Annotated in this window: 20 protein-coding genes; 17 read left to right on the top strand and 3 right to left on the bottom strand. The window is 43.5% G+C overall.

Annotation, left to right across the window (positions count from 1 at the left end; all coding sequences use genetic code 11):
• Positions 1-84: 84 nt before the first annotated feature.
• From A5878_RS13705 to A5878_RS13695, 3 genes are read left to right on the top strand one after another with little or no spacing between them, the layout of a single operon-like run.
• Positions 85-984: an ROK family protein gene (locus tag A5878_RS13705; RefSeq protein ID WP_060791438.1), complete on the top strand. Its 900-nt coding sequence runs from the start codon at positions 85-87 to the stop codon at positions 982-984.
• Complete coding sequence (gene yicI, locus A5878_RS13700; RefSeq protein ID WP_086295688.1) at positions 981-3,251, top strand: alpha-xylosidase; 2,271 nt, start codon at positions 981-983, stop codon at positions 3,249-3,251. The genes A5878_RS13705 and yicI overlap by 4 nt, the downstream gene beginning before the upstream one ends.
• The gene (locus A5878_RS13695) at positions 3,252-4,715 is read left to right on the top strand and encodes a glycoside hydrolase family 43 protein (RefSeq protein ID WP_086295687.1); all 1,464 of its coding nucleotides are present in this window, start codon (positions 3,252-3,254) and stop codon (positions 4,713-4,715) included.
• 58 nt (positions 4,716-4,773) lie between these two features.
• On the opposite strand, the gene A5878_RS13690 is transcribed toward A5878_RS13695, so the two are convergent.
• Both A5878_RS13690 and A5878_RS13685 read right to left on the bottom strand, forming a co-directional pair.
• A complete protein-coding gene (locus A5878_RS13690) occupies positions 4,774-6,570 on the bottom strand; it encodes a sensor histidine kinase (protein ID WP_086295686.1) in 1,797 nt (598 codons plus the stop codon).
• Positions 6,567-7,172, bottom strand: a complete 606-nt coding sequence (locus A5878_RS13685) for a YesL family protein (protein ID WP_005234068.1) — start codon at positions 7,170-7,172, stop codon at positions 6,567-6,569. Before A5878_RS13685 ends, A5878_RS13690 begins: the two co-directional genes overlap by 4 nt.
• Positions 7,173-7,407: 235 nt before the next feature.
• On the opposite strand from A5878_RS13685, the gene A5878_RS13680 reads away from it, so the two are divergent.
• The 6 genes from A5878_RS13680 (at position 7,408) to A5878_RS13655 (ending at position 14,149) form a co-directional block, all read left to right on the top strand.
• Positions 7,408-8,349, top strand: coding sequence for a sugar ABC transporter permease (locus A5878_RS13680; protein WP_005228459.1), 942 nt, complete (start codon positions 7,408-7,410; stop codon positions 8,347-8,349).
• 15 nt (positions 8,350-8,364) lie between these two features.
• The gene (locus tag A5878_RS13675) at positions 8,365-9,297 is read left to right on the top strand and encodes a carbohydrate ABC transporter permease (RefSeq protein ID WP_005234069.1); all 933 of its coding nucleotides are present in this window, start codon (positions 8,365-8,367) and stop codon (positions 9,295-9,297) included.
• Positions 9,298-9,318: 21 nt separating this feature from the next.
• Positions 9,319-11,067: an ABC transporter substrate-binding protein gene (locus tag A5878_RS13670; RefSeq protein ID WP_086295685.1), complete on the top strand. Its 1,749-nt coding sequence runs from the start codon at positions 9,319-9,321 to the stop codon at positions 11,065-11,067.
• Positions 11,068-11,209: 142 nt separating this feature from the next.
• Positions 11,210-11,866 carry an SGNH/GDSL hydrolase family protein gene (locus tag A5878_RS13665; protein WP_010749930.1) on the top strand — a complete coding sequence of 219 codons (657 nt, stop codon included), beginning with the start codon at positions 11,210-11,212 and terminating at the stop codon, positions 11,864-11,866.
• Positions 11,863-13,329, top strand: a complete 1,467-nt coding sequence (locus tag A5878_RS13660) for an alpha-L-fucosidase (protein WP_086295684.1) — start codon at positions 11,863-11,865, stop codon at positions 13,327-13,329. Before A5878_RS13665 ends, A5878_RS13660 begins: the two co-directional genes overlap by 4 nt.
• Positions 13,330-13,339: 10 nt before the next feature.
• A complete protein-coding gene (locus tag A5878_RS13655; RefSeq protein WP_086295683.1) occupies positions 13,340-14,149 on the top strand; it encodes an alpha/beta hydrolase in 810 nt (269 codons plus the stop codon).
• A gap of 82 nt (positions 14,150-14,231) precedes the next feature.
• Here the strand turns inward: A5878_RS13655 and A5878_RS13650 are convergent, their stop codons facing one another.
• Positions 14,232-15,449: an amidohydrolase family protein gene (locus A5878_RS13650; RefSeq protein ID WP_060791430.1), complete on the bottom strand. Its 1,218-nt coding sequence runs from the start codon at positions 15,447-15,449 to the stop codon at positions 14,232-14,234.
• 175 nt (positions 15,450-15,624) lie between these two features.
• Here A5878_RS13650 and A5878_RS13645 point away from each other — a divergent pair, with 175 nt between their 5' ends.
• From A5878_RS13645 to A5878_RS13610, 8 genes are all read left to right on the top strand, one after another.
• Positions 15,625-17,736, top strand: a complete 2,112-nt coding sequence (locus A5878_RS13645; RefSeq protein ID WP_060791429.1) for a glycoside hydrolase family 65 protein — start codon at positions 15,625-15,627, stop codon at positions 17,734-17,736.
• Between the two features lie 78 nt (positions 17,737-17,814).
• Positions 17,815-19,149, top strand: a complete 1,335-nt coding sequence (locus tag A5878_RS13640) for a hypothetical protein (protein WP_060791428.1) — start codon at positions 17,815-17,817, stop codon at positions 19,147-19,149.
• Positions 19,150-19,318: 169 nt separating this feature from the next.
• Positions 19,319-19,687, top strand: a complete 369-nt coding sequence (locus A5878_RS13635) for a type II toxin-antitoxin system RelE/ParE family toxin (protein ID WP_060791427.1) — start codon at positions 19,319-19,321, stop codon at positions 19,685-19,687.
• Positions 19,674-19,949 carry a helix-turn-helix transcriptional regulator gene (locus A5878_RS13630; protein ID WP_005228477.1) on the top strand — a complete coding sequence of 92 codons (276 nt, stop codon included), beginning with the start codon at positions 19,674-19,676 and terminating at the stop codon, positions 19,947-19,949. Before A5878_RS13635 ends, A5878_RS13630 begins: the two co-directional genes overlap by 14 nt.
• A gap of 252 nt (positions 19,950-20,201) precedes the next feature.
• The gene (gene guaD, locus A5878_RS13625; RefSeq protein WP_060791426.1) at positions 20,202-21,557 is read left to right on the top strand and encodes a guanine deaminase; all 1,356 of its coding nucleotides are present in this window, start codon (positions 20,202-20,204) and stop codon (positions 21,555-21,557) included.
• A 49-nt stretch (positions 21,558-21,606) separates the two neighbouring features.
• Positions 21,607-22,890 carry a uracil-xanthine permease family protein gene (locus tag A5878_RS13620; protein ID WP_086295820.1) on the top strand — a complete coding sequence of 428 codons (1,284 nt, stop codon included), beginning with the start codon at positions 21,607-21,609 and terminating at the stop codon, positions 22,888-22,890.
• A gap of 328 nt (positions 22,891-23,218) precedes the next feature.
• Positions 23,219-23,833: a LysM peptidoglycan-binding domain-containing protein gene (locus A5878_RS13615; RefSeq protein WP_060791425.1), complete on the top strand. Its 615-nt coding sequence runs from the start codon at positions 23,219-23,221 to the stop codon at positions 23,831-23,833.
• Positions 23,834-24,122: 289 nt separating this feature from the next.
• Positions 24,123-24,524 carry an MmcQ/YjbR family DNA-binding protein gene (locus A5878_RS13610; protein ID WP_060791578.1) on the top strand — a complete coding sequence of 134 codons (402 nt, stop codon included), beginning with the start codon at positions 24,123-24,125 and terminating at the stop codon, positions 24,522-24,524.
• Positions 24,525-24,669: the final 145 nt, after the last annotated feature.

The following is a 24,669-nucleotide window of genomic DNA, read 5'->3' as shown; positions in this document are numbered from 1 at the left end:
TCTATTCTAAGAAGTAGGCTTTCTTTTTTTTCTTTTATATAATTTAAATGAAACTGTAAGCGCTTTTCGAACGGAGGAGGAGAAATGACAGATGTACGCCTGTGCTTTGATGTAGGGGGGACCTATATCAAATTCGGGGTTTTTACCGAGAAGAATCAATGGCTGGACCGAGGCAAAATCAAAACCCCGAGTAATACGCGGGATGAATTTTTTGCTGCCTTAGCTGCCAAAATAAAAGAAGTCGAGCAAGTGCATATCATCGAAGGGATCGGGCTGAGTTTTCCTGGTTTCATTGATTCAGTCAATGGCCGAGCGATCATGGCGGGGGCGTTGGCTCCTTTACACGGCTGTGCTGTCGTACAAGAGCTGCAGCAGCGTTTAACCAAGTCTTATCCGATCTGGATCGAAAATGATGCGAAATGTGCTGCTTTAGCAGAACTTTCTACCGGCAATGCTGCTGACGTACAAGATTTTGTCATGATCACATTAGGCACCGGTATTGGTGGCGCGCTCGTTCATCAGCGCCAGTTGATTCACGGCAATGGGTTTCGGGCAGGAGAATTCGGAATGATGATCACTGATTTTCAAGCATCTTCTTTTGCGACCCTCCATGATCTAGCTTCAACGAGAGGACTGATTGCTGCCTATCGGCGGGCAAAAGCGATTCCTGAATCAGAGGAGATTTTAGGTGAAACCATCATGCAGCAGTGGTCGAGTGATCCTGAAACGCAGGAGATCCTGAAACAGTGGGCACGTTATGTCGCACTTGCGATTTACAACCTAGCTGTCACGATGAATCCCGAAAAAATACTGATCGGCGGCGGCATCAGCCAACACCCTGATCTATTAGCTATAATCAAACAAGCAATCAATGAGAACCCCCATTGGCCAGATTTCCAAGTGCCGATCGAGACTTGTCGTTACTATAATGATTCTGGTCTGTTAGGGGCGTTGACATTGATCCAACAAGGAGGAAAAAAATGAAATTTTCAGATGGCGGTTGGTTATTTCGTGAAGGATTTGATGTGAAATTTGCGGTGCATGTCTACGATGCCCGTAAAGAAGAAAACAAATTGGTTTTATATCTGCCTTATAGCTATGTCGGACATAAAGGGGCAACGCTGGATGGCGGATTGTTAACGATGGAAGTCACTACCCCTAGAAGCAATATCATTGGGATCACCCTCTATAACTATAAAGGGGTCCAAGCCAAAGCCCCCGATTTTGAATTGATGACAGAAGCGATCACTCCTGATATTTCAGAAGACGAGCAATCATATGTTTTTCGCTCGGGAGACTTGCAAGTCGTAATCACCAAAGAGGAAAATGTGACAGCTTCGTTTTATTACAAAGAACAGCTGATTACCCAAAGCAAGCCTCGCAGCAAAGCTTTAGTGATCGATCCGCAAGCAAATACCCATATCAGCGAGCAGTTGACTCTGGATGTGGGAGAAACGATCTATGGTTTAGGGGAACGCTTTACTAATTTCGTGAAGAATGGCCAAAGTGTTGATATTTGGAATGCCGATGGGGGGACTGGTACAGAGCAAGCTTATAAAAATATTCCTTTTTATGTAAGTAATAAAGGGTATGGCGTCTTTGTCAATTCACCAGATCGGGTGCAATTCGAAGTGGGGAGTGAAAAAGTTTCGCGTGTTCAATTCAGCAATCCAGGACAATCGCTACAATACTTTGTGATTGCCGGCGATGAGCTGAAACAAGTGATCCAGCGCTACACTGATTTGACGGGAAAACCGTCGCTGCCGCCTGCATGGTCCTTTGGGTTATGGCTAAGTACCTCGTTCTTGACGGATTATGATGAACAAACCGTGACGTCTTTTGTAGACGGTATGGCAGAACGTGATATCCCTCTTGAGGTCTTTCATTTTGACTGCTTATGGATGAAAGAATACGAGTGGTGCAACTTCACGTGGGATGAACGAACTTTCCCAGAACCTGAAAAAATGCTGCAGCGCTTGAAAGCCAAAGGATTGAAAATCTGTGTCTGGATCAATCCTTACATTGGGCAAAAATCACCCTTGTTTGATGAAGGAATGACGAATGGCTACTTTTTGAAACGTGCCAATGGAGATGTCTGGCAATGGGACAAATGGCAAGCAGGTTTGGCGATCGTCGACTTCACCAACCCTGAAGCGGTCGCTTGGTACAACAGCAAGCTGCGTACCTTATTAGACATGGGGGTGGATTGCTTCAAAACGGATTTTGGTGAACGGATTCCCACCGATGCGGTGTACTATGATGGCTCTGATCCAGAAAAAATGCACAATTATTACGCCTATCTATACAATAAGGTCGTCTTTGACTTGCTGAAAGAAGTCAAGGGAGCAGAAGAAGCCATCGTTTTTGCGCGGGCAGCTTCGGTTGGTTCGCAACGTTTGCCTGTACACTGGGGCGGCGACAGTACCTCGGATTATCCATCGATGGCAGAGTCGCTGCGAGCCGGTCTATCCTTTGGATTAGGCGGCTTTGGGTATTGGAGCCACGATATCTCAGGGTTTGAAGCTGGCTCAACTCCAGACCTCTACAAGCGCTGGACACAATTTGGTCTGCTGTCTTCCCATAGCCGTTACCATGGCAGCTGGGAATACAAAGTGCCATGGGTCTATGACGACGAAGCCGTGGCGGTAGCTAAAGCCTTTACCAAGTTAAAACTGTCCTTGATGCCTTACTTGCAAGCCCAATCGGTGCTAACCGCTCAAACGGGGATTCCGATGATGCGGGCAATGGTCTTAGAGTTTCCTGAAGACGAGATGACCCATCATTTGGATCGCCAATACATGCTGGGGGAACACCTTTTAGTGGCGCCCATTTTTAATGATCAAGGAACAGTCTCCTTTTACGTACCGAAAACGAAGGGGCATTGGATCGACTATTTATCTGGCAAAGCATACGAGGGCGGACGCTGGTACCAAGAAACCTATGACTATTTCCACTTGCCACTGTTAGTCCGACCAAATCAAGTCATTATCGAAGGCCATGAACAAACCAAAGCAGTCTATGACTATGCCCAACATCCAACGATCCATCTTTTTGATCCGCAAGACAAGACCGCTGCCGCTATCTATGATCACCACGGTGAGTGGCTTGGCGAGGTGGCTGTCGAAAGAGTCGATCAAGAACTGATCGTCAAGCTGACTGGCATCCAGCAAGCATTCTTGCAGATACACACGACTGCTGGAAAAACGAGCCATGAGCTGACGGCTGACCAAACCACGATAAAGGAGTTTTAGATGCCCATGCGAACCATCACGAATCCAATTTTACCTGGATTTCATCCAGATCCCAGTATTTGCCGTGTCGGTGAAGACTTTTATCTGGTGACGAGTACTTTTGAATATTTTCCTGGATTACCAATCTATCACAGTAAAAACTTGGCAGACTGGCAGCTGATTGGCCATGGACTTTCGCGACCTGAGCAGTTGCAGCTACCGACGAAAAACCCCAATGCTTTTGGTCTGTATGCCCCAACCTTGCGTTTCATCAAGGACCGCTTTTACCTCGTTTGCACCAATGTTGGTGCAAACGAAGGAGGAGAAGGCAATTTTCTGATTTGGACGGATGACATCGCTGGTGAATGGTCTGACCCGATTTGGCTGGACACCCCTGGGATCGACCCAACAATTTTCGCAGATGACGATGGACAGACCTATTACTTAGGCACCCATAAGGAGATCTATCTGCGGACGATCGATTTGGCTTCTGGAGATCTAGGCCCGCGGCAAAATATTTGGACGGGCAGCGGAGCGGCTGATCCAGAAGGCCCCCACTTGTATAAAAAAGACGGTTATTACTACCTGTTGATCTCCGAAGGCGGAACGTCCTATGGGCATATGCTGACCATGGCCCGCAGCCGTTCCTTGACGGGACCCTATGAAGCATGCCCCAACAATCCAGTGATGACCAATCGCAGTACGAATCTGCCACTGCAAGCCGCAGGGCATGCGGATCTCGTGCAAGATACTAAAGGCAACTGGTGGGCAGTCTGTCTAGCAGTACGCCCCATCAGCTATCCTTTGAGGCATTTGTTAGGGCGGGAAACATGCCTACTGCCAGTAGACTGGTCAAACCCATGGCCGGTGTTTGGCGAAGAAGGTCATTTACCAGAAACCATTCAGGTAGACACAGCGGCGGCACCAAAGGAAACACAAAAGAAGAGCAGCAAGCCTGATTACGTGACTTTATTCGAATGGGACCCGACGTTGATTGAAGAAGAGCCGTATGGCTTCTTGCTGCATCCTAATCAGACGGGTCTGTCTGATCAAGGCAAACTTGCGGCTGTGTTCCAACGGCAAACCGCCTTTGATCAACAATTTCAAGCAACCTTTGATTGTCGGCAACTAACGGATGGACAAGCGGGATTGACGGTTTTCTTAAATACCACCCATCATTATGAGGGATACCTGGAAAAAACGGCGTCCAGTCAGCAGCTAGTTTTCCGCCGACAAATCGGCTCCCTATGGAAAGTGGAAAAGAAACTGCCTTATGCAGCAGATACGGTCACCTTGCAGCTGAGCGCCGATAAAGAAACTTATCGTTTTTCTGTTGTTGATGAGCAAGGACAAGCACAACCTTTAGGCAGTGGAGAAACAAAATATCTGACTACTGAAGTTGGCGGTGTCTTTACTGGGATCATGGTAGGCTGCTATGCTAGCGCCTCTTCATCACAACAAACCGTTCATGTGCGGGATTTCTAATCAATCAAAAGCCCCCCTTCGATTCCTGAAACAGGAATCGAAGGGGGGCTTTGCTGTTTTAGTGAGGAGAAGATGAATCTTGGCTTAGATCGTGGATCCGCAAGGTGACTTGTGTGCCGCTGCCCAACACACTCTCGATCGTCAAGCCGTATTCAGGTCCATAAAACATTTTGACCCGATGATTGACGTTGGCTAGCCCAATGTTCTTTTTGGCATGGGTGGAGGGCGTCTTGATTTTTTGCTGCAAGTGTTCGAGTTTTTCTGGCGGTATCCCGCTGCCGTTGTCTTGTACCACGATCACCAGATCATGGCCGTCTTTGGTGATCGTCAAACGGACAAACCCTGGATAGGTGATGCCTTCCAAACCATGGGAGATGGCATTTTCCACCAATGGTTGAATCAGGAGGGGCAATATTTGGACTTCTTTTTGGTCGATCTCATTGGAGACTGAATAGGAAAAGTTGACTCGATCGCCAAAGCGCATCCGCTGGATCTTGACATACACGTGAACCGCATCTAAGGACTCTTCTAAGCTCGTTCGCTTGGTTCCGTGGGCTTCTAGCGTATAGCGCATCGATTTTGCCAGTAACTTGATGGCATAAACGACGTCAGAATTGCCAGAAGTCAGCGCCATCATACGAATCGTTTCTAATGTATTGAACAAGAAGTGGGGGTTGATCTGCCCCGCTAAGATATTAAATTCCATTTGCTGCTGCTGAGTCAACAGCTCTTGCTGTGCCAAACGTGAACGGTAGATCTCTTCTTCTTTTTTCTTGATTCGTTGAATGATCTTGTGGAAATCAAGAGAGATCTGTGAAATCTCGTCTTCGCCGCTGATATTTTGAAAGAAATCATAATCCTCGATCGAGGCAAAGTAGACCGCCTGCTGCAGTTGAGAGATTCGTTTGGTAAAGAATCGAGCAAAGAGAAAGACGATGATGAAAGTAGTGATCAAAATCACCAAAACGATCGTGCTCCACCGGATCAGATTGGCGCGTAGATTGCTGTAGGCATTGGTATCCGCACTATAAATCGTGATGATGTCTTCTTTGTTACTCATGGGTAAGGTGCTTTTGGTGAGCATCACCTTGGTCCCATCATTTTTTAAAAAGGCAGCACTCGTTTGCGGCTCAGAAAGAGCTGTCAGCTGTCCCGGTTCCCCAACTTGATTGATTTTGTCGCTATAAAAGATGACATCATCATTTAACTGTAATTCCAATTCATAGGATGAATTACGAAGTCGGTTACTGAGATAATTGTAATCGACTTGGATCTCCAAAACTGCTGTTTCTTTTGATAAAGGCAAAGGCAACGTTTTATAAAGACTCAAACGATTTGCTTTGTAATCCTCTGGCATCGTCATCAAAAAAGCATCGGGTTGCTTGAGCGCTCGTTGGTACCAGGCGGTCGCTTGAATCGTGTCATCTGCCTGTTGAAAATATTTATAGTTCGGAATGGTTTGATTCGTTGTATAGATGGTTAATTTCGCAATCGAGGTTTGAAGATTTCTGATCTCATCTAGCTGATCATAGCTATTGATGTCCACGATCGCTTCTTGATCGTCAAGGTAATTGGCAGTTAAAAGTTGACGTAGATGGGTATCGTTTGATAAGGAACTCGCCGTGTTTGTCAGTGTGTTTGTTGTATCAAAAAGAACAGATTTGACACGCTGCGCATTCAACTCTGCCAAGTGCTGGTAATTGCCTGTCAGCTGTTTGGTTGAATCGTAGACCAATAAGAGACCTATAGTCACTGTGGATAAAAAAACAACAGGTAGATAAAGAATGAACAATTGTCGCCGAATGGAAAACTGACTCAGACGACGAAAAAGTGAGAGATGACTGATTCTTTTCATGCTTGTTGATTACGAAAGATAGAAAGCAACAGGAACGAACTACAATAAATAACAAAAGAAAAGCCAAAAATCAACAAGAGAAATTTAAACAACGGAAATAAAACAACAAAACAAAACGCAGCGATAGGAATAAGTGCGAGAGCTAACGAACGGATAGGGTCCGCGATCGGTAACAGAAACGCATTTTTTAGTGTTTGCCTAAAGCTGTTTTCATAACGTCCAATTAAGGCAAGGCAATAGACTAATACAATAAACAGATAAATAGCTGTAACAATTAGAACGAAAGCAAAAATACTGGCAAGAATGGTTTTTGAGGAAAACCAAAACAAGCTACTATACAGTAGTGCTACCATGGGGAGCCCAAGAAGGAGAAAACTACCGGTGGCTTTCATAAAGTTTGCTCGTAGCGCTCGCACATAGCCTACAATCAATTCACCACGCTCCTCATCCGCATAACGAATCGTCACTTCATAAAGGGCAGCTGTCGCAGCACCAATCGTAATAATTGGCAAACAGCTAATGATATATAGTAAATTTAACAATGTGAATTGTGAAAAAACGGTGGTTATTTTGTACAGTTGACCATCAGGATTGTACTTCATTTTTATACCTCCAAAATTGATATATTCCTATAGTACTCGCAAAAAACAAATTTTGAAAGCCTTACCATTTGAGCGGTTTCTAGCGAAAACATTGATAGATCAACGTTCTTTATAAATAAAAGAAAAATGAAGTCTAAAATGTACGGATTGACCTCTATTTTTCACAGGTGGCAAATAAGCATTCAGGTGCTAGTATTAAAAATGTAAAAGCGGTTACAAAAAAAGGGGGAGGAAAATGGAAAGTAAACTAAGCAGTGTCCCAAGAAAAAATAAGCGGGTGACACGAGAAGGGAAGATTTTGTTTTTATGCATCGTTCCCTTTCTGATTCTCGTGTTTTTGTTCTCTTATTTTCCTTTGCACGGATGGATTTATTCACTTTATGATTACAAACCAGCATTAGGTTTAGCGCGCAGCGAGTTCGTAGGCTTCAAATGGTTTCGACTTCTTGTCTCTAGTCCAACACAAGTGGATCAGATCGTACAAGTAATGAAAAACACCTTTGCCATGAGTTTTTTAGGGATCGCCACTTCGATCCTACCAGTAGGCTTCGCCATTTTACTGAACGAAATCAAGTGCAAATGGTTTAAAAATTTGGTCCAAACGCTGACCACGCTGCCGAATTTTATCAGTTGGGTTTTGGTGTATACGATTGCCTTTAGCTTGTTTTCTTCAACAGGGCTGGTAAACACGTTGCTGCAAGAATGGGGCTTCGTTACCGATCCAGTCAAATTTTTGGATAGCGGCAATCATACGTGGCTGATGATGTGTCTTTGGAATATTTGGAAAGGCTTGGGCTGGGGTGCCATCATGTATCTTGCAGGCATTTCAGGAATTGACCCCGAATTGTATGAATCGGCACGAATCGATGGGGCGAATCGTTTCCACCTGATGCGTCATATCACACTACCTGCCTTGATGCCGACGTTCCTTGTGATGTTGATGCTGTCTATCGCCAACTTGCTGAACAACGGAATGGATCAGTACTTTGTCTTCCAAAATGCATTCAATCGAAATACGATCCAAGTCCTCGATTTGTATGTCTACAATTTAGGGATGGGCGGAAATAGTCTATCGCTAGCGACCGCGATCAGTATGCTAAAAAGTGTCATTTCTGTTGCCTTGTTAGCCATCGTCAATATTGCTTCGAAAAAAATTCGGGGGACTTCCATTATTTAGGAGAGGAGGATATCTATGGAACTATCGATTAGTGAAAAGAAAAAGGCGAAAAAAGTACCCAAACGTGAAAACCTGACGTTTAGTATCCTCAATTATACCTTTTTCTTTTTGATTACGTTGATTTGCGCGTATCCCTTTTATTACTTGATCATTAATTCAATCAGTAATAATGAGTTGAGTGCGTTAGGCCAAATTCGCTTTTTTCCACAAGAGATCCATTTTGAAAACTATAGTCAAGTGTTACAGCTAAAAGGATTGCCTCTAGCCGCAACGGTTTCGGTGGCTAGAACGGTGATTGGTACCGCCGCGACTGTCTTAGCTTCAGCCTTCTTAGGCTTCATGTTTACCCAAGAAAAAATGTGGAAACGAAAATTTTGGTATCGCTTTGTCGTGATTACAATGTATTTCAATGCAGGGTTGATTCCATTATTCATCACGATGAAGACATTAGGTTTAACGAATAACTTTTGGGTCTATATTTTGCCGGCTGTCGTTCAGCCCTTTAATATCATCTTGGTGAAAACCTATATTGAGTCGATCCCCAAATCATTGCAAGAAGCAGCTGAAATGGATGGAGCTGGCATCATTCAAGTATTCTTTCGGGTAATTTTACCCAACTGTACACCGATTTTAGCAACAGTAGCGATTTTCTCGGCAGTGGGTCAATGGAATTCCTTCCAGGATACACTGATTTACATTACGGATCAAAGTCTCTACTCCTTGCAATACCTTCTTTATACGTATATCAATCAAGCCAATTCGTTGGCACAAATGGTCAAAAATACCTCGGGATCACTTTCCAGCATCGCTTCAGCAGCAACAACGCAGACGCCGACGTCGATCCGCATGACCGTTTCAGTCATTGTTGTTTTACCAATCATGTTCATTTATCCGCTATTCCAGAAGTATTTTGTTAAAGGAATTATGTTGGGTGCGGTGAAAGGCTAATAAAAAGAAAGAGGGAAGAAAATGAAAAAAATGTCCAAATATGTAGCAACAGGTTTGTTAGGCATGACATTGCTAGGTAGTTTAGCCGGCTGTGGAGGAGCGGCTGAATCTGACACAGACGCTGCTTCCAGCGAAAGTGGCTACGATGAAACGATCACGATCGATGTCTATAATGGGCTAGCCAACTATATGGGGATGCAAGAAGGTTGGTTTGCCAAAATCGTGCGGGATAAATTCAATATGGAATTGAACATCATCGCACCAAACGTTGCTGGAAACGGTGATACCCTTTATCAAACGAGAACAGCAGCAGGCGATTTGGGTGATTTGATCATTGTTGATAATGGCCAACAATACAACGAATTGGTTGAAGCAGGTTTGTTGACCGATGCGAGCGAGTATTATGAAACTATGGAAAACGTTCAGCGCTTCGATGCGGCTGTTCAAAATCTAAACAAAGATGCCGATGGGTTGTATGGCTTTCCAACTTCTGTTTCTACCTTAAAGGCCACCGATCCTTCAGAAGGATTAGACCCTACATTTGGTGCTTACGTGCGTTGGGATCTTTATGGGGAGCAAGGATACCCAGAAATCGGGACATTGGAAGACCTGCTTCCTGTGATTCAAAAAATGCAAGAAGACAATCCAACAACAGATTCTGGCAAAAAAGTGTATGGGTTTTCTCTATTCAGCGATTGGGACGGCAACATGATGAATGCAGGCAAACAGCTTGTCACTTACTATGGGTACGATGAATCAGGATTTGTCTTGGCAAAAGCCGATGGATCTGATTATCAAAGCATTCTCGATAGTGACTCTGAATATATTCGTGCACTTAAGTTTTACTTCGAAGCCAATCAAATGGGCTTAGTTGACCCAGAATCAACGACGCAAAATTACGATACACTTTTTGCAAAATTCCAAGAAGGACAAGTGTTATTCTCATGGTGGCCTTGGTTAGGTCAAGCGGCCTTTAATACGACCACGAACTTGACTGAAGGAAAAGGCTTTATGTTGGCACCGATCCAAGATCAAAAAATCTTCTCTTATGGTGCGGAAGTATACGGTGGCAAACAATTTATCGGGATCGGTTCTAATGCCGAAGACCCAGAGCGAATCGCAGCCTTCATTGACTGGCTCTACTCATCAGAAGGTGTGTTAGCAAATTCTTCTCAAACAAGCGGCAGTAGTGGTCCAGAAGGGTTGACTTGGGAAATGAAAGACGGCGAGCCTGTCTTAACTGAGTTCGGAAAACAAGCATTGCTAGATGGTGATGGGGATGTGCCAGAAGAATACGGTGGCGGAAGTTACAAAGATGGCGTATCTGCACTCAACGTCAATACGGTATTACCGATCGATATCAATCCTGATACAGGCTTCCCTTATGCTTATACGATGTGGGAAAGCTATCAAAATGAAACAACCGATCCTGTAAAAGAAGATTGGTCAAAAAATATGGGTGGTGCAGAATCCACCATTGGCTATTTAGAGGAGAACGACCAATTGTTAGTTGCCCCTGGTGCCAGCTATGTAGCGCCAGAAGATAGTTCAGAGATCTCTACGTTGCGGAACCAAGCCAAAGCGACAATCATCGAGTACTCTTGGCGAATGGTTTTTGCCAAAGATGAAGCAGAATTTGACCAATTGCTAAAAGAAATGCAAGAAACAGCAGATGGTCTTGGCTATCAAACCGTTTTGGAATTTGACATGAACAATGCAAAAGATCAAAACGAAAAACGGATAGAAGTAGCGAAAGAATTTGGGGACTAATCAAAAACAAACAAAGAATCGCTCGAGTGATTTGCCAACGGTTCCTTGGCAAAAGTGAGTATACAGCCTTTGGATAAGCAATCACTTAAGAAGATTGATCCAGCACCAGCGGATCAGTCTTCTTTCTTTAAGGAGGAAAACAATGATAGTGGATAAAAAAGATCGTTTGCTTTTTATGGGGGATTCGATCACAGATAGCAATCGAAATTATCAAGCGATACCCGCAGGTTGGTCTTCATGGGGGGACGGCTATGTTCATCTGATCAACGCCTATACCACAGCATTACTCCCGCAAATGGAATTAATGATCGTCAACCGGGGTGTCAGTGGGGATACGGTTGTCGATTTGAAGAAGCGCTGGAAGGATGATGTGTTGGCATTTCATCCAGATTGGGTAACGATCATGATCGGTGTGAATGATGTGTGGCGGCATTTTGATGGAACCTTTGCTCAAACGGAACTAGTGGGGATCGAGAGATTTGAATCAGAGCTGCGTGATTTGATCGAGCAGACCTTGCCAAATGTCAAAGGGATGATTCTTTTGAGCCCGTTTATGGTTGAAGCCAACAAAGAAGATCCATTAAGAAAAATGCTTGCCAATTACCAACAAGTGCTTGCCAAAGTAGCGCAAGAGTATGGTATCCTTTTAGGGGATACGCAGGAAAAGTTTGATGATTTTTTGCTTTATCAATCATCCTATGTCTTAAGCAGTGATCGCGTGCACCCCTCGACTGCAGGACATGTGTTGATTGCAAAAACATGGCTGGAAACAGTCGGTATTTTGGAGGAAAAACAATGATCACAGTAGAAACGATCCAGCAAGTCGCACATCAAGGCCCCTTTTTTCCAAATTGGCAGTCATTGGGCGCTTTTGTTCTACCGGAATGGTTCCGCAAAGCAAAATTTGGGGTCTTCATTCATTGGGGACTGTACAGTGTTCCAGCCTTTCACAATGAATGGTATTCAAGAAATATGTACATCAAAGGCCATCCAGAATATGATCACCATATTGAAACCTATGGTCCACAAAAAAACTTTGGCTACAAAGACTTTATTCCGATGTTTACCGCAGATAAATTTGATGCAAATGAATGGATTCGCTTGATCAAACAAGCCGGTGCCAATTATCTTTTTCCCGTTGCAGAACATCATGACGGGTTTCAGATGTATAAAAGCGAACTGTCTGAATGGAATGCGTCAGTTATGGGGCCGAAAAAAGATATTCTTGGGGAACTAAAAGAAGCCGCAGAGGAGCAAGGCCTGCATTTTTGTACCTCATCTCATCGTGCCGAACATTGGTTTTTTATGGGACACGGTAAGGATTTTGACAGTGATATCAAGGAGCCGTTGGCAAAAGGCGACTTTTACTGGCCAGCGATGCCAGAGCCAGACCATGAAAGTCTCTTTAGCGAGCCATACCCGTCAAAAGAATTTTTAGATGATTGGCTGCTTAGAACCTGTGAACTCGTCGACAACTATCAACCAGAGCTGCTGTATTTTGATTGGTGGATCCAACATGAAGCCTTCAAGGAGCATTTGCAACTTTTCGCTGCTTACTATTACAATCGTGGGGCTGAATGGGGCAAACAAGTTGGTATTTGCTACAAGCACGATGCCATGATGTTTGGTAGCGGTATCGTGGAGATTGAACGGGGGAAATTTGCCGAACCACAACCTTTTTACTGGCAAACAGACACAGCAATCGCTCGTAATTCATGGTGCTATACCACGACATTGGATTATAAAACAACACGTGAGATTTTACAGGATTTGATCGAAGTCGTCAGTAAAAACGGCAATCTCCTTTTGAATATCGGGCCGAAAGGGGATGGTTCGATCCCAGAAAAAGATCAAGCGATCTTAAAAGAAATCGGTGCGTGGCTGGATGTAAATGGTGAAGCCATTTATGAAGCGAAACCATGGCGCAAAGCAGGGGAAGGGCCCACGACCGTAGTTTCGGGCCAATTTCAAGAAGCACAGGCGACGACATACACGAGCCAGGATTTCCGCTTTACGGTTCAGGGGGATGCGTTGTATGCGATTGGCATGGCAAGTCCTGAGAATGGACACGCAAGGATCCAAGCACTGGCACAATCCAAAGACCAAAATTTGCCAGAATTTCACGGCATCATCCAAACCGTGACGATTCTAGGACACGAAGAACAGCCTATTGATTGGCAAGTGACCGATGAAGGCTTGCAACTAACTTTTGAACCAATTGAAACCGACCAACCAATCGTCTATAAAATTACAATGAAATGAGGCGCAATCCGTGATACATGAAAAAAGAACCGCACTTTTACCAGAAAGCCAAGCCAGTTTAACCACGTATGTCATGGAAAATTCTCCTGAAATGGAACCAGATCGTGTCCGACCAGCTGTCATCATCTGTCCTGGCGGCGGCTATGAAATGTTGTCGGATCGTGAAGCGGAACCCATCGCCATCAAAATGATGAGCTTTGGTTTCCAAGCCTTTGTGTTGCATTATAGTATCAAACCGGCTGTCTATCCGTTAGCCTTAAAGGAATTGGCGGCTGCCGTTCGTCTTGTGCGCACCAATCATGAGGTCTGGCACGTCGATCCTGAAAAAATCATTGTTGCCGGTTTTTCAGCTGGCGGTCACTTAGCTGCTAATCTGGGTGTGTCTTGGCAGCAACCTTTTCTAGCAGAGGCTTTACAAGGAGCCAATGAAGAATGGCGACCTAACGGGTTACTGTTGAGTTATCCGGTCTTATCTAGTGGTGAACTTGGGCACCAAGATTCCTTCCGTTCATTATTAGCAGATCGTTACGAAACAGAAAAAGCCGCCTTGTCTTTAGAGACTTTAGTCAATGAACAGACACCACCAACGTTTCTTTGGCATACGTTAGAAGATGGATTAGTCTTGGCGGAAAACAGCCTCCTTTTTGCCGAACAGCTGCGCAAATTTAATATACCTTATGAGCTACACATTTTCCCTCGGGGCGGTCACGGGTTAAGTTTAGGAACGCCAGAAACCGCCAACAGCGATCAACATGGGACGGAAGCGTCGGTTGTCCGTTGGCCAGAATTATTTGCTGATTGGGTAAAATGGAATTTTTGAGAAACGTTTAATGATCGAAAGAAATAAGCCATTGTCTGCTGAGTTCAGACAATGGCTTTTCTTTTCGTTGTTATCAGATAGTTTAATCAGCTGAAAAGACAACCGTTCCTTGATAAAAACTTTTGCTGACGAAGCCTTTGCGGGCAACGAATTCTGCCGTACAAGCAGCTGGTGTCAGCAAGAAATCAGCCGAATCACCAACCTTAGGCCATTGCTGCGCACCGTTTTTATCTAAGGGCACTTTGCCATCAGTAACCAGACCTAGGGCTTGCGTCAAGTCTTCCTGACTTTTGACGGCAAAAATCTCTAAATAGCGGGCCAGTTTTTCTTGTAAAGAACCGTCGCCAAGAGAAGACCAAGAATCATAGACATTGTCGCAACCGATATGAACAGCCACGCCATAGCTTTGCAATTCCTTCAGTGGCGGGATCGTTCCTGGGCTGATGGGAATACTTGAAATGATATGGATCTCTAAGTCTGCTAAGGCTTGAAAGACTTCTTTGCGTTCTTCTCCCTCAAAGTCATTTAGACCAAAGGCGTGACTAATCGCTACTTTTCCTTGCATATTGAATTCCTTCGTCAAACGAATCATTTCTTTGACGGTCGCTCTGCCAGCTTCTTGCCGATCATGAAGATGGAGGTCAATACCGACATGCCCTTTTTGAGCAAGTTCAAAAGTTGTCCGTAAGGAAGTTTTATAATCTTGATCGAGTGTATAAGGATCAACACCGCCAATATAAGAAGCTTTGCCCGTTGCTAAGGCTTCTTCAATCAAAGAAGCTGCATTTGAGCGCAATAAGCCATGTTGTGGGAATAAGACCAACTCCGAGCCAAAAGGTTGTTCGGCGACTAATTCAGTGATCGCATCAAAATAACGCAGCTGAGTCATTGGTTCAATATCGATATGTGAGCGGAACATCACCGCACCGTGAGGTAGTTCTAAATCAATCAGCGCTTGTCCGCGTTCTTTGATTGATAACGGTAAGGCATCTAATTGGGGAATCTCAGTTTCAAATCGTTCCACCAAGCTAGCTGCGGGCGTTACTGGACGCCAAGGAGTACCTAATTTACTTTTGTCCAAATGACAATGTTTTTCGATCAATCCTGGCAACAATAACTGATTTTCCCCATCAATGATCGTCGCTTCGCTTGATGCCTGCCATTCGGTCATCGGTACGATCTCCGCTATTTTTTCATCATTGATCCCGATTGCTGTATTTTCTGTTTTGGTTCCATAAGACCAATCGCCTTCTTTTAAATAACTCGTCTCAAGTTGTACATTTGTAAGCCATAAATCCAAGAAATCGCCTTCTTTCGTATTTGCTTCATGGTATCATACATTCGCTGCTCGGCTCTAAAGAGATGCTTGTGGCAAAAAGACGAAGTGCTGAGCCTTGCAATCATTGGCTAGAAGTGTAGGATAGAAACTAAGTGAAGATAACGAGGAATAAACCAAAAGACTTGGAGGATAAAGGATGAAGAAAAACGACTTTCTATTGACAGCTGATGAGCTTTCTCATCAGAAAATGGAGTATCTAGAAACATTGTTCGCTTTAGGAAATGGGCAAATCGGCGTCCGTGCAGGACATCCTTTGAAGGTCAATCAATTGTACCCAGGAAATCCTGGGGCGTTTGTCAACGGCTTTTTTGACAGCGAGCCGATTCAGTATGGCGAATGGGCTTATGGGTATGCAAAAGAACATCAAACGATTTGCAAACTGCCCAACTTGCGTGGAGTTATTTTGAAAATCGGCGAGGAGGATTCTTCGGTTGAGGAATGGCAAGTCGAACGAACCCAAATGAGTCTTAAATTAGCTGATGGGGTTCTAACGGAAAGTTATCAGATCACTACTCCGACTGGAAAGTCTTTTGAGTTGGGGTTAACTTCGTTTGCGTCAATGACGCGCAGTGAACTCTATGTTTGCCGCTATGAAGTGATAACAGCCGATTTTTCAGAACCGATCGAACTATCCCACACATTAAATCAGCAATTCTCTGTCAATAAAACAGATGATCCTCGAGTTGCCAGTAAGAATCATCAATTGGAAAAAGAACAAATGGGCGCATACCAAGTATGGACAGCACCAAATAGTCAAAAGAAAATCGCTATTCAGCTACATCAAGAAAAGCAGCATTTGACTGTTGGAGAACCGTCAACTTCGATTTTTCAGGTCAAATTGTTGCAAAGGATTGGTGAGACACCATTTCAGCAGAGCGTCGATGAGTTTTCTGTCTTATTAAAAGAACAAGCGGATTACTATCAATCTTTCTGGCAAGCCAGCGATATTCAAATCGTGGGGGATGACTATTTGCAAAAAGGGATCCGTTTCAATTTGTTTCATTTGAACCAAGGTGCAGGGCGTGATGGAAAAACGAATTTTGCCGCAAAAGGGCTTACAGGTGAAGGATATGAAGGACATTATTTTTGGGATACAGAAATGTATCTACTGCCTTTCTTCATTTATACGAACCCCGAGATAGCCAAAAGCTTGCTTTCCTATCGTGCAAGTATTTTGCCGCAAGCCAAAAAACGAGCAAAAGAATTGAATCAAGCTGGGGCATTGTTCGCTTGGCGTACGATTGACGGTAATGAAACGAGTGCCTATTATCCAGCAGGTACAGCACAGCTGCATATCAATGCCGATATCGTTTATGGCTTTCAATTATATGAACGTATCACGGGTGATCAACCCTTTATTGAAGAAATTGGTAAAGAAGTCGTTTTTGAAACAGCGAAATTCTGGTTTCATTATGGCACGTTTGCTGTAAAAGAAGGACAAGAGCGGTTTTGTATTCATGGAGTGACAGGACCAGACGAATACAGCGCTTTGGTAAACAACAATTTTTATACAAACAAAATGGTACAAAATAACTTACGCTATGCGGTCGAATTGGCCAAACGATACCATGTCTATCAAGAATTGATTGCCGATTGGGAAAAAGCGGCTGACTTGATGTACTTCGGTTACGATGAAGAGCGGCAGCTAACGAAACAAGATGATTCCTTCTTAGATCAAGCGCTGTGGCCATTTGAGGAAACACCTGCTGAGAATTATCCGCTTCTACTTCACTATCATCCAATGATCATTTATAAGTATCAAGTATGCAAGCAAGCAGATACGGTTTTAGCAGAGATGCTGTTTACCCATGAATTTTCAGCAGATCAATTAACAAGAGACTATGACTATTACGAGCAGGTGACGACCCATGACTCCTCGTTGTCTCGTTCCATCTTTAGTGTGATGGCTAGCCGAATCGGCGACACTGAAAAAGCGTATCGCTACTTCATGGATACCGCACTGATGGATCTCAATGATTTGCAAAAGAATGTTGTAGACGGTGTTCATGCTGCCAATATGGGCGGCAGCTGGTTGAGTTTGATTTATGGTTTTGCTGGTCTGACCTATGATCGCGGACTTCACTTGGCGAATCATTTGCCACAGAAAATCGAATCACTGACCTTTACGATCACTTATCAGCAAGAAGCAATCAGAGTGAAGCTTCAAGGGGGAGAAATCGAATGCCAGTTACAGCCGAATAGTAAATTAAAGGTGGTGGAGGATAGGAATGGCCTTTGGATTAAATAGAGGACTTGCTTATAATGACTACCTACTATCAAGAATAGAAAAAATAATAAGACTACAATCAATAGTAGAGGAATTTAGATGATATACAAAAAATCCCATACCGCACTTTTGATCATCAGCAATACGATCACGATCATCCCGTATCTTTATTTCTTATCTTTGAGCAAAGAGCAGTCGCTAAGTGCAGCATTAGCCTTTGCGCTCTTTTATACCTTTCGCATGACAGGGGTCTTTTTCTTACAGACGCTTACGGCGCTTTTCGCACCATCGCTGTTAGCAGCCAGTGTCTTGATCGGCGGTGCTGGCGCATTGGTGGGTATCTTGAGCACTTGGTGGAGCGTGGCACTCTTGCCAGCTGCTGGTTTGTTGGGGGTCAGTGCTTCTTGGCTGCCGCCAGCTGACCTGATGGTACGCCAAAAAGCCAAGCTCACTGAACAGCCGCTGAAAAATGATTGGAAGGAGGCGCTGTTCTTTCTTTTCGTTTTATTGTTTGCCTTACGGTTGCCTGATGACCTTCAGGGCATTGGTCTATTTGGCAGTTATCTTGCACTCTTTGTGCTGGCGGCTAAGAGTAGTCAAACCTTCAAAAACCTACCGAAAAGACCGCTGATGCAGCGCAACCAGTTATTCAACAAGCAATTTTTGTTGTATTTCTTTTTCTTTCTCTTACTGTTTGGCTTGCGAGCAGCCAGGCTGATCAAGTCGAATGCCCTCTTTGAGTGGGCGATCACTGGTTTCTTGTTTCTCTTTGCTTTGCTGCTGATCACTTTAACGAAACGCAGCCGATCGTGGAAACAGCCACTTCATCTAAATGTGCTCACCTTCATTCGTGGGGTGATCGGAAACTTTCTTTTTCTTTTCGGCTCGGTGTATGTTACCGGTCGATTTGGAGCACAAGCGCTAAGCACGCACGTTTACTTACCATATGCACTGGGCCTTTTTGGTGCCATGTTTCTCGGAGGAAAACTCGCACGCTTGCTAGAAAAACAGTTAGTACCGGCGTATTTGCTTGGATTGATGGTTGGTGTTCTTCTATTTAGCAGCGATCTTTTGATCCCAATAAGTTTATTTGTCATTAGTTTCTTTAATGCGGGATTGAATCAATGGCTCACGAAACAGTATTTGACGGCAAAACCCGAAGCAATCGAGCAGCGGAGTTTAGCCAAGTATGCCACACAAAGCAAAGGGAGTCTGGTACATCAATTTCTTTTGATGACACTCCTATTTGTCATTCTTCGTTTTGAACATCAGCCGCTGGCTTTCTTGTTTCAGCTATCAGGAACGACGGCAACGAATCAGACCTCAAGGATCCAAAGCTTTTTAGAGCCAGCAAAATGGGGCTCGATTGCAGGATTACTGTGTTTGCTAGTAGGTGGATTGGTGGTATTTCGTAGGAATCGTAAAGAAAAATAATGGAGAAATGATTTGGAGTTGATTCGGTTTCATCGACAAAGAGAATGTTAAGTAGTTTTGTATCAACTAGAAAAAAAGATGAAACCAATTATAGGGAATAAAGTCTAAGAAAGAATAATGAACGGTAACTTGAATCGACAAATGATGGCATATATGCTATCATTTGTATATGGACAAACCTAAGTTTGAGTTTTATGAGCGACCAAATGGACACAATGAATTTATTGAGTTTTTTGAACAGTTACCTGAGAAAGACCAGAAAAAAATGTTAGCAGTCATTGCGAATGTGGAAGAACATGGAATACTGATCGCTCAAAAAATGAAATGGGTGAAAAAACTGGGAGATAACCTATTTGAGCTGAGATCAGGAATTGGAGGAAACATTCAAAGAGCTTTATATTTTCATTGGCTAGGTTCTAAATTCATTATTACCCATGGTTTCACCAAGAAAACGCAGAAGACGCCAATTCAAGAAATAGCAAAAGCGATAGAGATCCGAAAAGAATTTGAGGAGGAGATCAAAGATGCCAACAGTTAAATTCAATGATTTTTTAAAAGAAAAAATGAAAGATACTGAATTCAAAGCTGAATATGAAGCTGAAAAAGCGAAACTTGCTAGTGCTGTAGCATTGATGAAAGCGCGAGAAAGTGCAGGACTCACACAAAGAGAACTTGCAGAGCTCGCCGCTGTTCCTCAGTCAACCATTGCACGTATTGAGAGAGGGGATAATACAAGTTTCGAAACATTATCCAAACTTGCTTCCGCCCTCGGAAAAACCCTGACCGTTAGTCTAGTTTAGGTAACGCCTTAGTTATAGATAAACCAAGCGAATATTCTCAAAAAGCAGACACTGTCTTATTTCTAGACGGTGTCTTTTTTTGAAATCGCATAAAAACCGAACGTTCAGCGTTTTATCTTCCTTTATGATAGTGAATTTTATTGCACTATTTTCGAATAGCGTTAAAATAAGAACATCGTGTTAGTGAAAAAGGAACATTAAATGAACGGCTTTTTCCTGACAATGTCTTAGAGAACGGGGGAAATCAAACAAATGGCAACCATTCGCTATTTTAAAGGAGATGTTTTCCATACGCCAAGTGATGGAAAATTGGAGTATATAGAAGAAGCTTTGATTCAAGTCGATGACGCAGGGATCATCACGAAAGTTACTGCCAAAACAGATCAAGGGTATGAGGCAGAGCTGGCAAAAGCATCAGAGAATCTTCAGGCTTTATCTGAAGGCCAGTGCTTTTTACCAGGGTTTGTCGATCTGCATGTCCACGCACCACAATGGCCGCAAGCAGGGATCGCGTTAGATGAACCGTTAAATGTCTGGTTAGATGAATGCACGTTTCCACTGGAGGCAAAATATGCCGATCCAGCATTTGCCAAAGCTGTCTATCAAGATTTGGTGGCGCAGCTATTGGCAAGAGGAACGACAACGGTTCTTTATTTTGCAACGATCCATCTAGAAGCGAGCCTTCAATTGGCGAAGACTTGTGCCGCTCTTGGTCAACGGGGATTAGTCGGAAAAGTCGTTATGGACGATCCCCAAGCCAATCCTGCTTTTTATCGAGACGCGTCAACAGAAGAGGCATTAGCGGATACAGAACGTTTTATTCAAGAAGTACAAGCAATCGCAAAGACCGCCCCACAAGGCGTTTATCCTGTGGTCACTCCGCGATTTGTCCCCAGCTGTACCGATGAAGGCTTGGCAGGGTTAGGCGCATTGGCTGAAAAATATGATGTTCATGTTCAGACCCACTGCAGTGAAGGGCAATGGGAACATGACTTTGTTCAAGAACGATTTGGTAAAACGGATACCGAAGTGCTGCAAGATTTTGGCTTGTTGCGTGAAAAAGCAGTGATGGCTCATGGCAATTTCATCAGCCCAGCTGACGGTGTTCGTTTTGTTGAAACCGGCGCCGCAGTTGCGCACTGTCCCATTTCAAATGCCTACTTTGCCAATGGCGTGATCCCAATCAAGCGCTTGAAAGAACAAGGAGTCACGATTGGTTTAGGAACAGATATCTCCGGCGGTTTTTCACCGAGTTTGTATGACAACATCAAACAAGCTGTGATGTCTTCGAGAATGTTAGAAGATGGCGTGGATGTCACGCTTCCTCAAAACACACGAGGAGTAGCTGATTCTCGTATATCCGTGATCGATGCGTTCTCATTGGCGACAAAAGGCGGCGGTGAGGCACTGAAATTACCAGTAGGTGTCATCAAAGAAGGGTATGCGTTTGATGTGCAAGTGATCGATACGCGACAAAAAGAAAATCCTTTGCCTGACTTCGGTGTGTTCACCTCACCCGAAGCAAGACTACAAAAAATCCTGTACTTAGCAACGATGCAAAATATTCGCCAAGTCTGGGTCCAAGGAAAAAAAGTACACGAAAAATGAGGAGAATGAGACAGTGGAATCAACGAAAAACAAACATTTAACGATCGGAATGAATGAAGACATTCCCTTTGGTCAAGCAGTACTTTTAGGATTACAGCATGTGTTGGCAATGGACGTGTATGTGCCGCCATTTATTATCGCAACCGCGGTGGCGATGTCCTCTTCAGACGCATCAGGTTTGATCCAATCGACCTTTTTAGGAGCAGGGATCGCTTCTTTGATCCAAGTCCTCTTTTTCTTGAAATTACCCGTATGTCAAGGACCATCCTTTGTACCCGTTGGAGCGATCATCGGTATTTATTTTGGTGCCAACGGTATGGACACGGTGTTAGGTGCCAGCATTGTTGGTGCTGCAGCAGTCATTTTACTAGGTTTTACTGGCATCTATAAGTATATCGTTCGTCATTTTATTCCTACGATCGTCAGTGGGACGATCATCATGATCGTTGGTTTGACGCTGCTGCCAACAGCATTTACCAGCAATATCTATCCTGCCACTGAAACACTAAGTGCCAATCAAAACATGTTGTTAGCTGCGATTACTGCGGCGATTTTGATCTTGTTTTCCATGTTAGGCGATTATTTTCCAGGAATGGGGAAATACTTCCGAATCAGTTCGGTCATTATTGCTTTGGTTATCGGTACCGTGATTGCTTCCTTTATGGGAGGCGTTGATTTTCAGTCGGTGGCAGATGCTTCTTTCTTTAGTCTGCCAAAACTGGTATTTCTAAACTATGGCCTGCATTTTGATGTTTCAGCGATCTTAACGATGCTAGTGATCTATATGGTTCTCCTAGCAGAAACAACAGGTACTTGGTATGCGGTCAGTTCTGTGACAGAAGAACCTGTTACGGATGAACGGATCAATAAAGGCGTGATCGGTGAAGGGTTAGGCTGCTTGGTTGCCGCCTTAGTTGGAACGACACCTGTAACTGGTTATTCTACCAATGCAGGGATTATTTCGATTACAGGGGTTGCTAGTAAAAAAGTCTTTGTGATGGCGTCCGTCTGGTTTATCCTATTGTCCTTCATGGGAAAACTTTCAGCCTTGATTCACGCAGTACCTTCTGCTGTCATCGGCGGCGTGTTCGCGGTCGTCTGCGTCATTATTTTGTTGAGCGGCTTTCGGGTCATTAAGAATGAAGAGTTTTCCGAGCGGGAGTTGTATATTATCGGGGTACCGTTGATTATTGCCATCGGCTTGTTGTTTATGCCAGCAGAAATCAAAGAATCTGCGCCTCAATTCTTACAATATTTATTAGATTCACCGATTGCTTTAAGCGCTATTGCGGCGATCATCATGAATAAATTGATCCCAGTGAAGAAAAAATAGAAAGTAAATGAGGAACGAGACCTTGTCTTGTTCCTTCTTTTGTTACAATCCTGTGTAAAAAGAGGGTTTTTTGTAATATAGGAAAGGTTTTCTAAGGTTAACTGGTTTACCTGAAAACAAAATAACTGTAATGTTAAAAATTACAGCAGAGTAAAGCTTGATATGATAGGATTCTCAAATTCTTACGAAACGTAAGGCAACTGTCGTTTTCGTAATCATCTGTAATGAATTCTTTACCTATGAAATATTCTTCGATGTTAGACTTGTTTATGCGCTTGAGTCATCTCAAATGACGCAAAATGAGTTTCAAAGAAGGAGATTTAATTATATGAAGTCTTTAAAAACTGTTTTACTTAGTACAGCTGTCCTTGCCGGTTTCGGCCTTTTCTTAGGTGGGAAAGACGCCTTTGCAGACGAACAATACACTGTTCAATCTGGTGATACATTATCAACAATCGCTACTAACTTTTATGGTTATAGCTCTGATGATACGATCAATGCGATCGTTGAAGCAAACGAGATTGCTGATAAAAACTTGATTTTTGTTGGGGAAGCATTGATCATCCCTACAGATGGCACTGCCACTTATACAGAATCTGCAAACACGACTGCTGCAGCAAGTGTACAACAACCAAGTGAACCAGCAGCTTCACAATCAAGCAACACACAATCTGCTGCAAGCACACAAAGCAGCTCAAGCTACAGCTCTTCAGCTAGCGGCTCAGAAGCTTCAGCAAAAGAATGGATCGCAAACAAAGAATCTGGTGGTTCTTACACAGCGACAAACGGACAATACTATGGCCGTTACCAATTAACCAACTCTTACTTAAATGGTGACTATTCAGCTGCTAACCAAGAAAAGGTTGCCGATGAATATGTTGCATCACGTTATGGTTCTTGGTCTGCTGCCAAAGCATTCTGGGAAGCAAATGGTTGGTACTAAGATTCTCAAATGAATCTTGTCCATGACATCTAGTAATCAATTGCCCTTATTGGCGAGTATAACTTACTCGCTGATGAGGGCTTTTTTGTGTCCTCTGAGAAAGGTGAATGAATGTAACGCCGCTTACAGCTGCATGTAACGTCATTATCAGTCGACATGCCACTGATAAAAAATCCCTTTTTCCACGACAACCATGTATAATAGTAGGAAATAGAGCAGCAAGCGATTCAATCTGTCAAAATTGAGGCAGAAAATGGCGATTTTGATAGCAGAAAGTGGGGGACACACAATGAGTACATCGATTGAAGAAAAAATTGCACAAAAAATGCAGCGATTTCAAGCTTTTGGGGAAGGCTTGCCGGGAGCCAAAGTCTATTATCGCAAAGATTGGGATGCAATCTACTTTGATTTAGTAGGAAAGCAGTTTGGGATCATGAGTCCACAACCAGAAGAAACAGCGTTTTTGACTTTGAAAAATCTGCCCGAGGTCAACGAAACGCTGCGAGAGCAATTTCCTGACGTCATCATTCCAGGGTATTATGCCAATAAGACCCATTGGAATACCATCAAGTTGGCATCTGATGCCTTGATGGAAGAAAACATCGAACAAATGATTTTGGTTTCCTACGATTTAGTCAAACAAAAGCTGACAAAAAAACAAAAAAGTGAGCTGGAAAACAGCGAATCGTAAGTCAAAGATTTAGCGACAAAAAATAATCAAACCAGTATCGAGGATCATCATAATCCCTTTACTATTCGTTATTTTCGACAACATTTATGTAATATTTTCAAAGAGCTTTCATGAAAGCTCTTTTTGTTTTATTTGTTCGCTTGTT

The organism is Enterococcus sp. 3G6_DIV0642, assembly GCF_002140635.1.
Taxonomy (GTDB): domain Bacteria; phylum Bacillota; class Bacilli; order Lactobacillales; family Enterococcaceae; genus Enterococcus_D; species Enterococcus_D casseliflavus.
The sequence above is the reverse complement of the archived record's forward strand: the minus strand, read 5'-3'. Positions and strand labels throughout refer to the sequence as shown.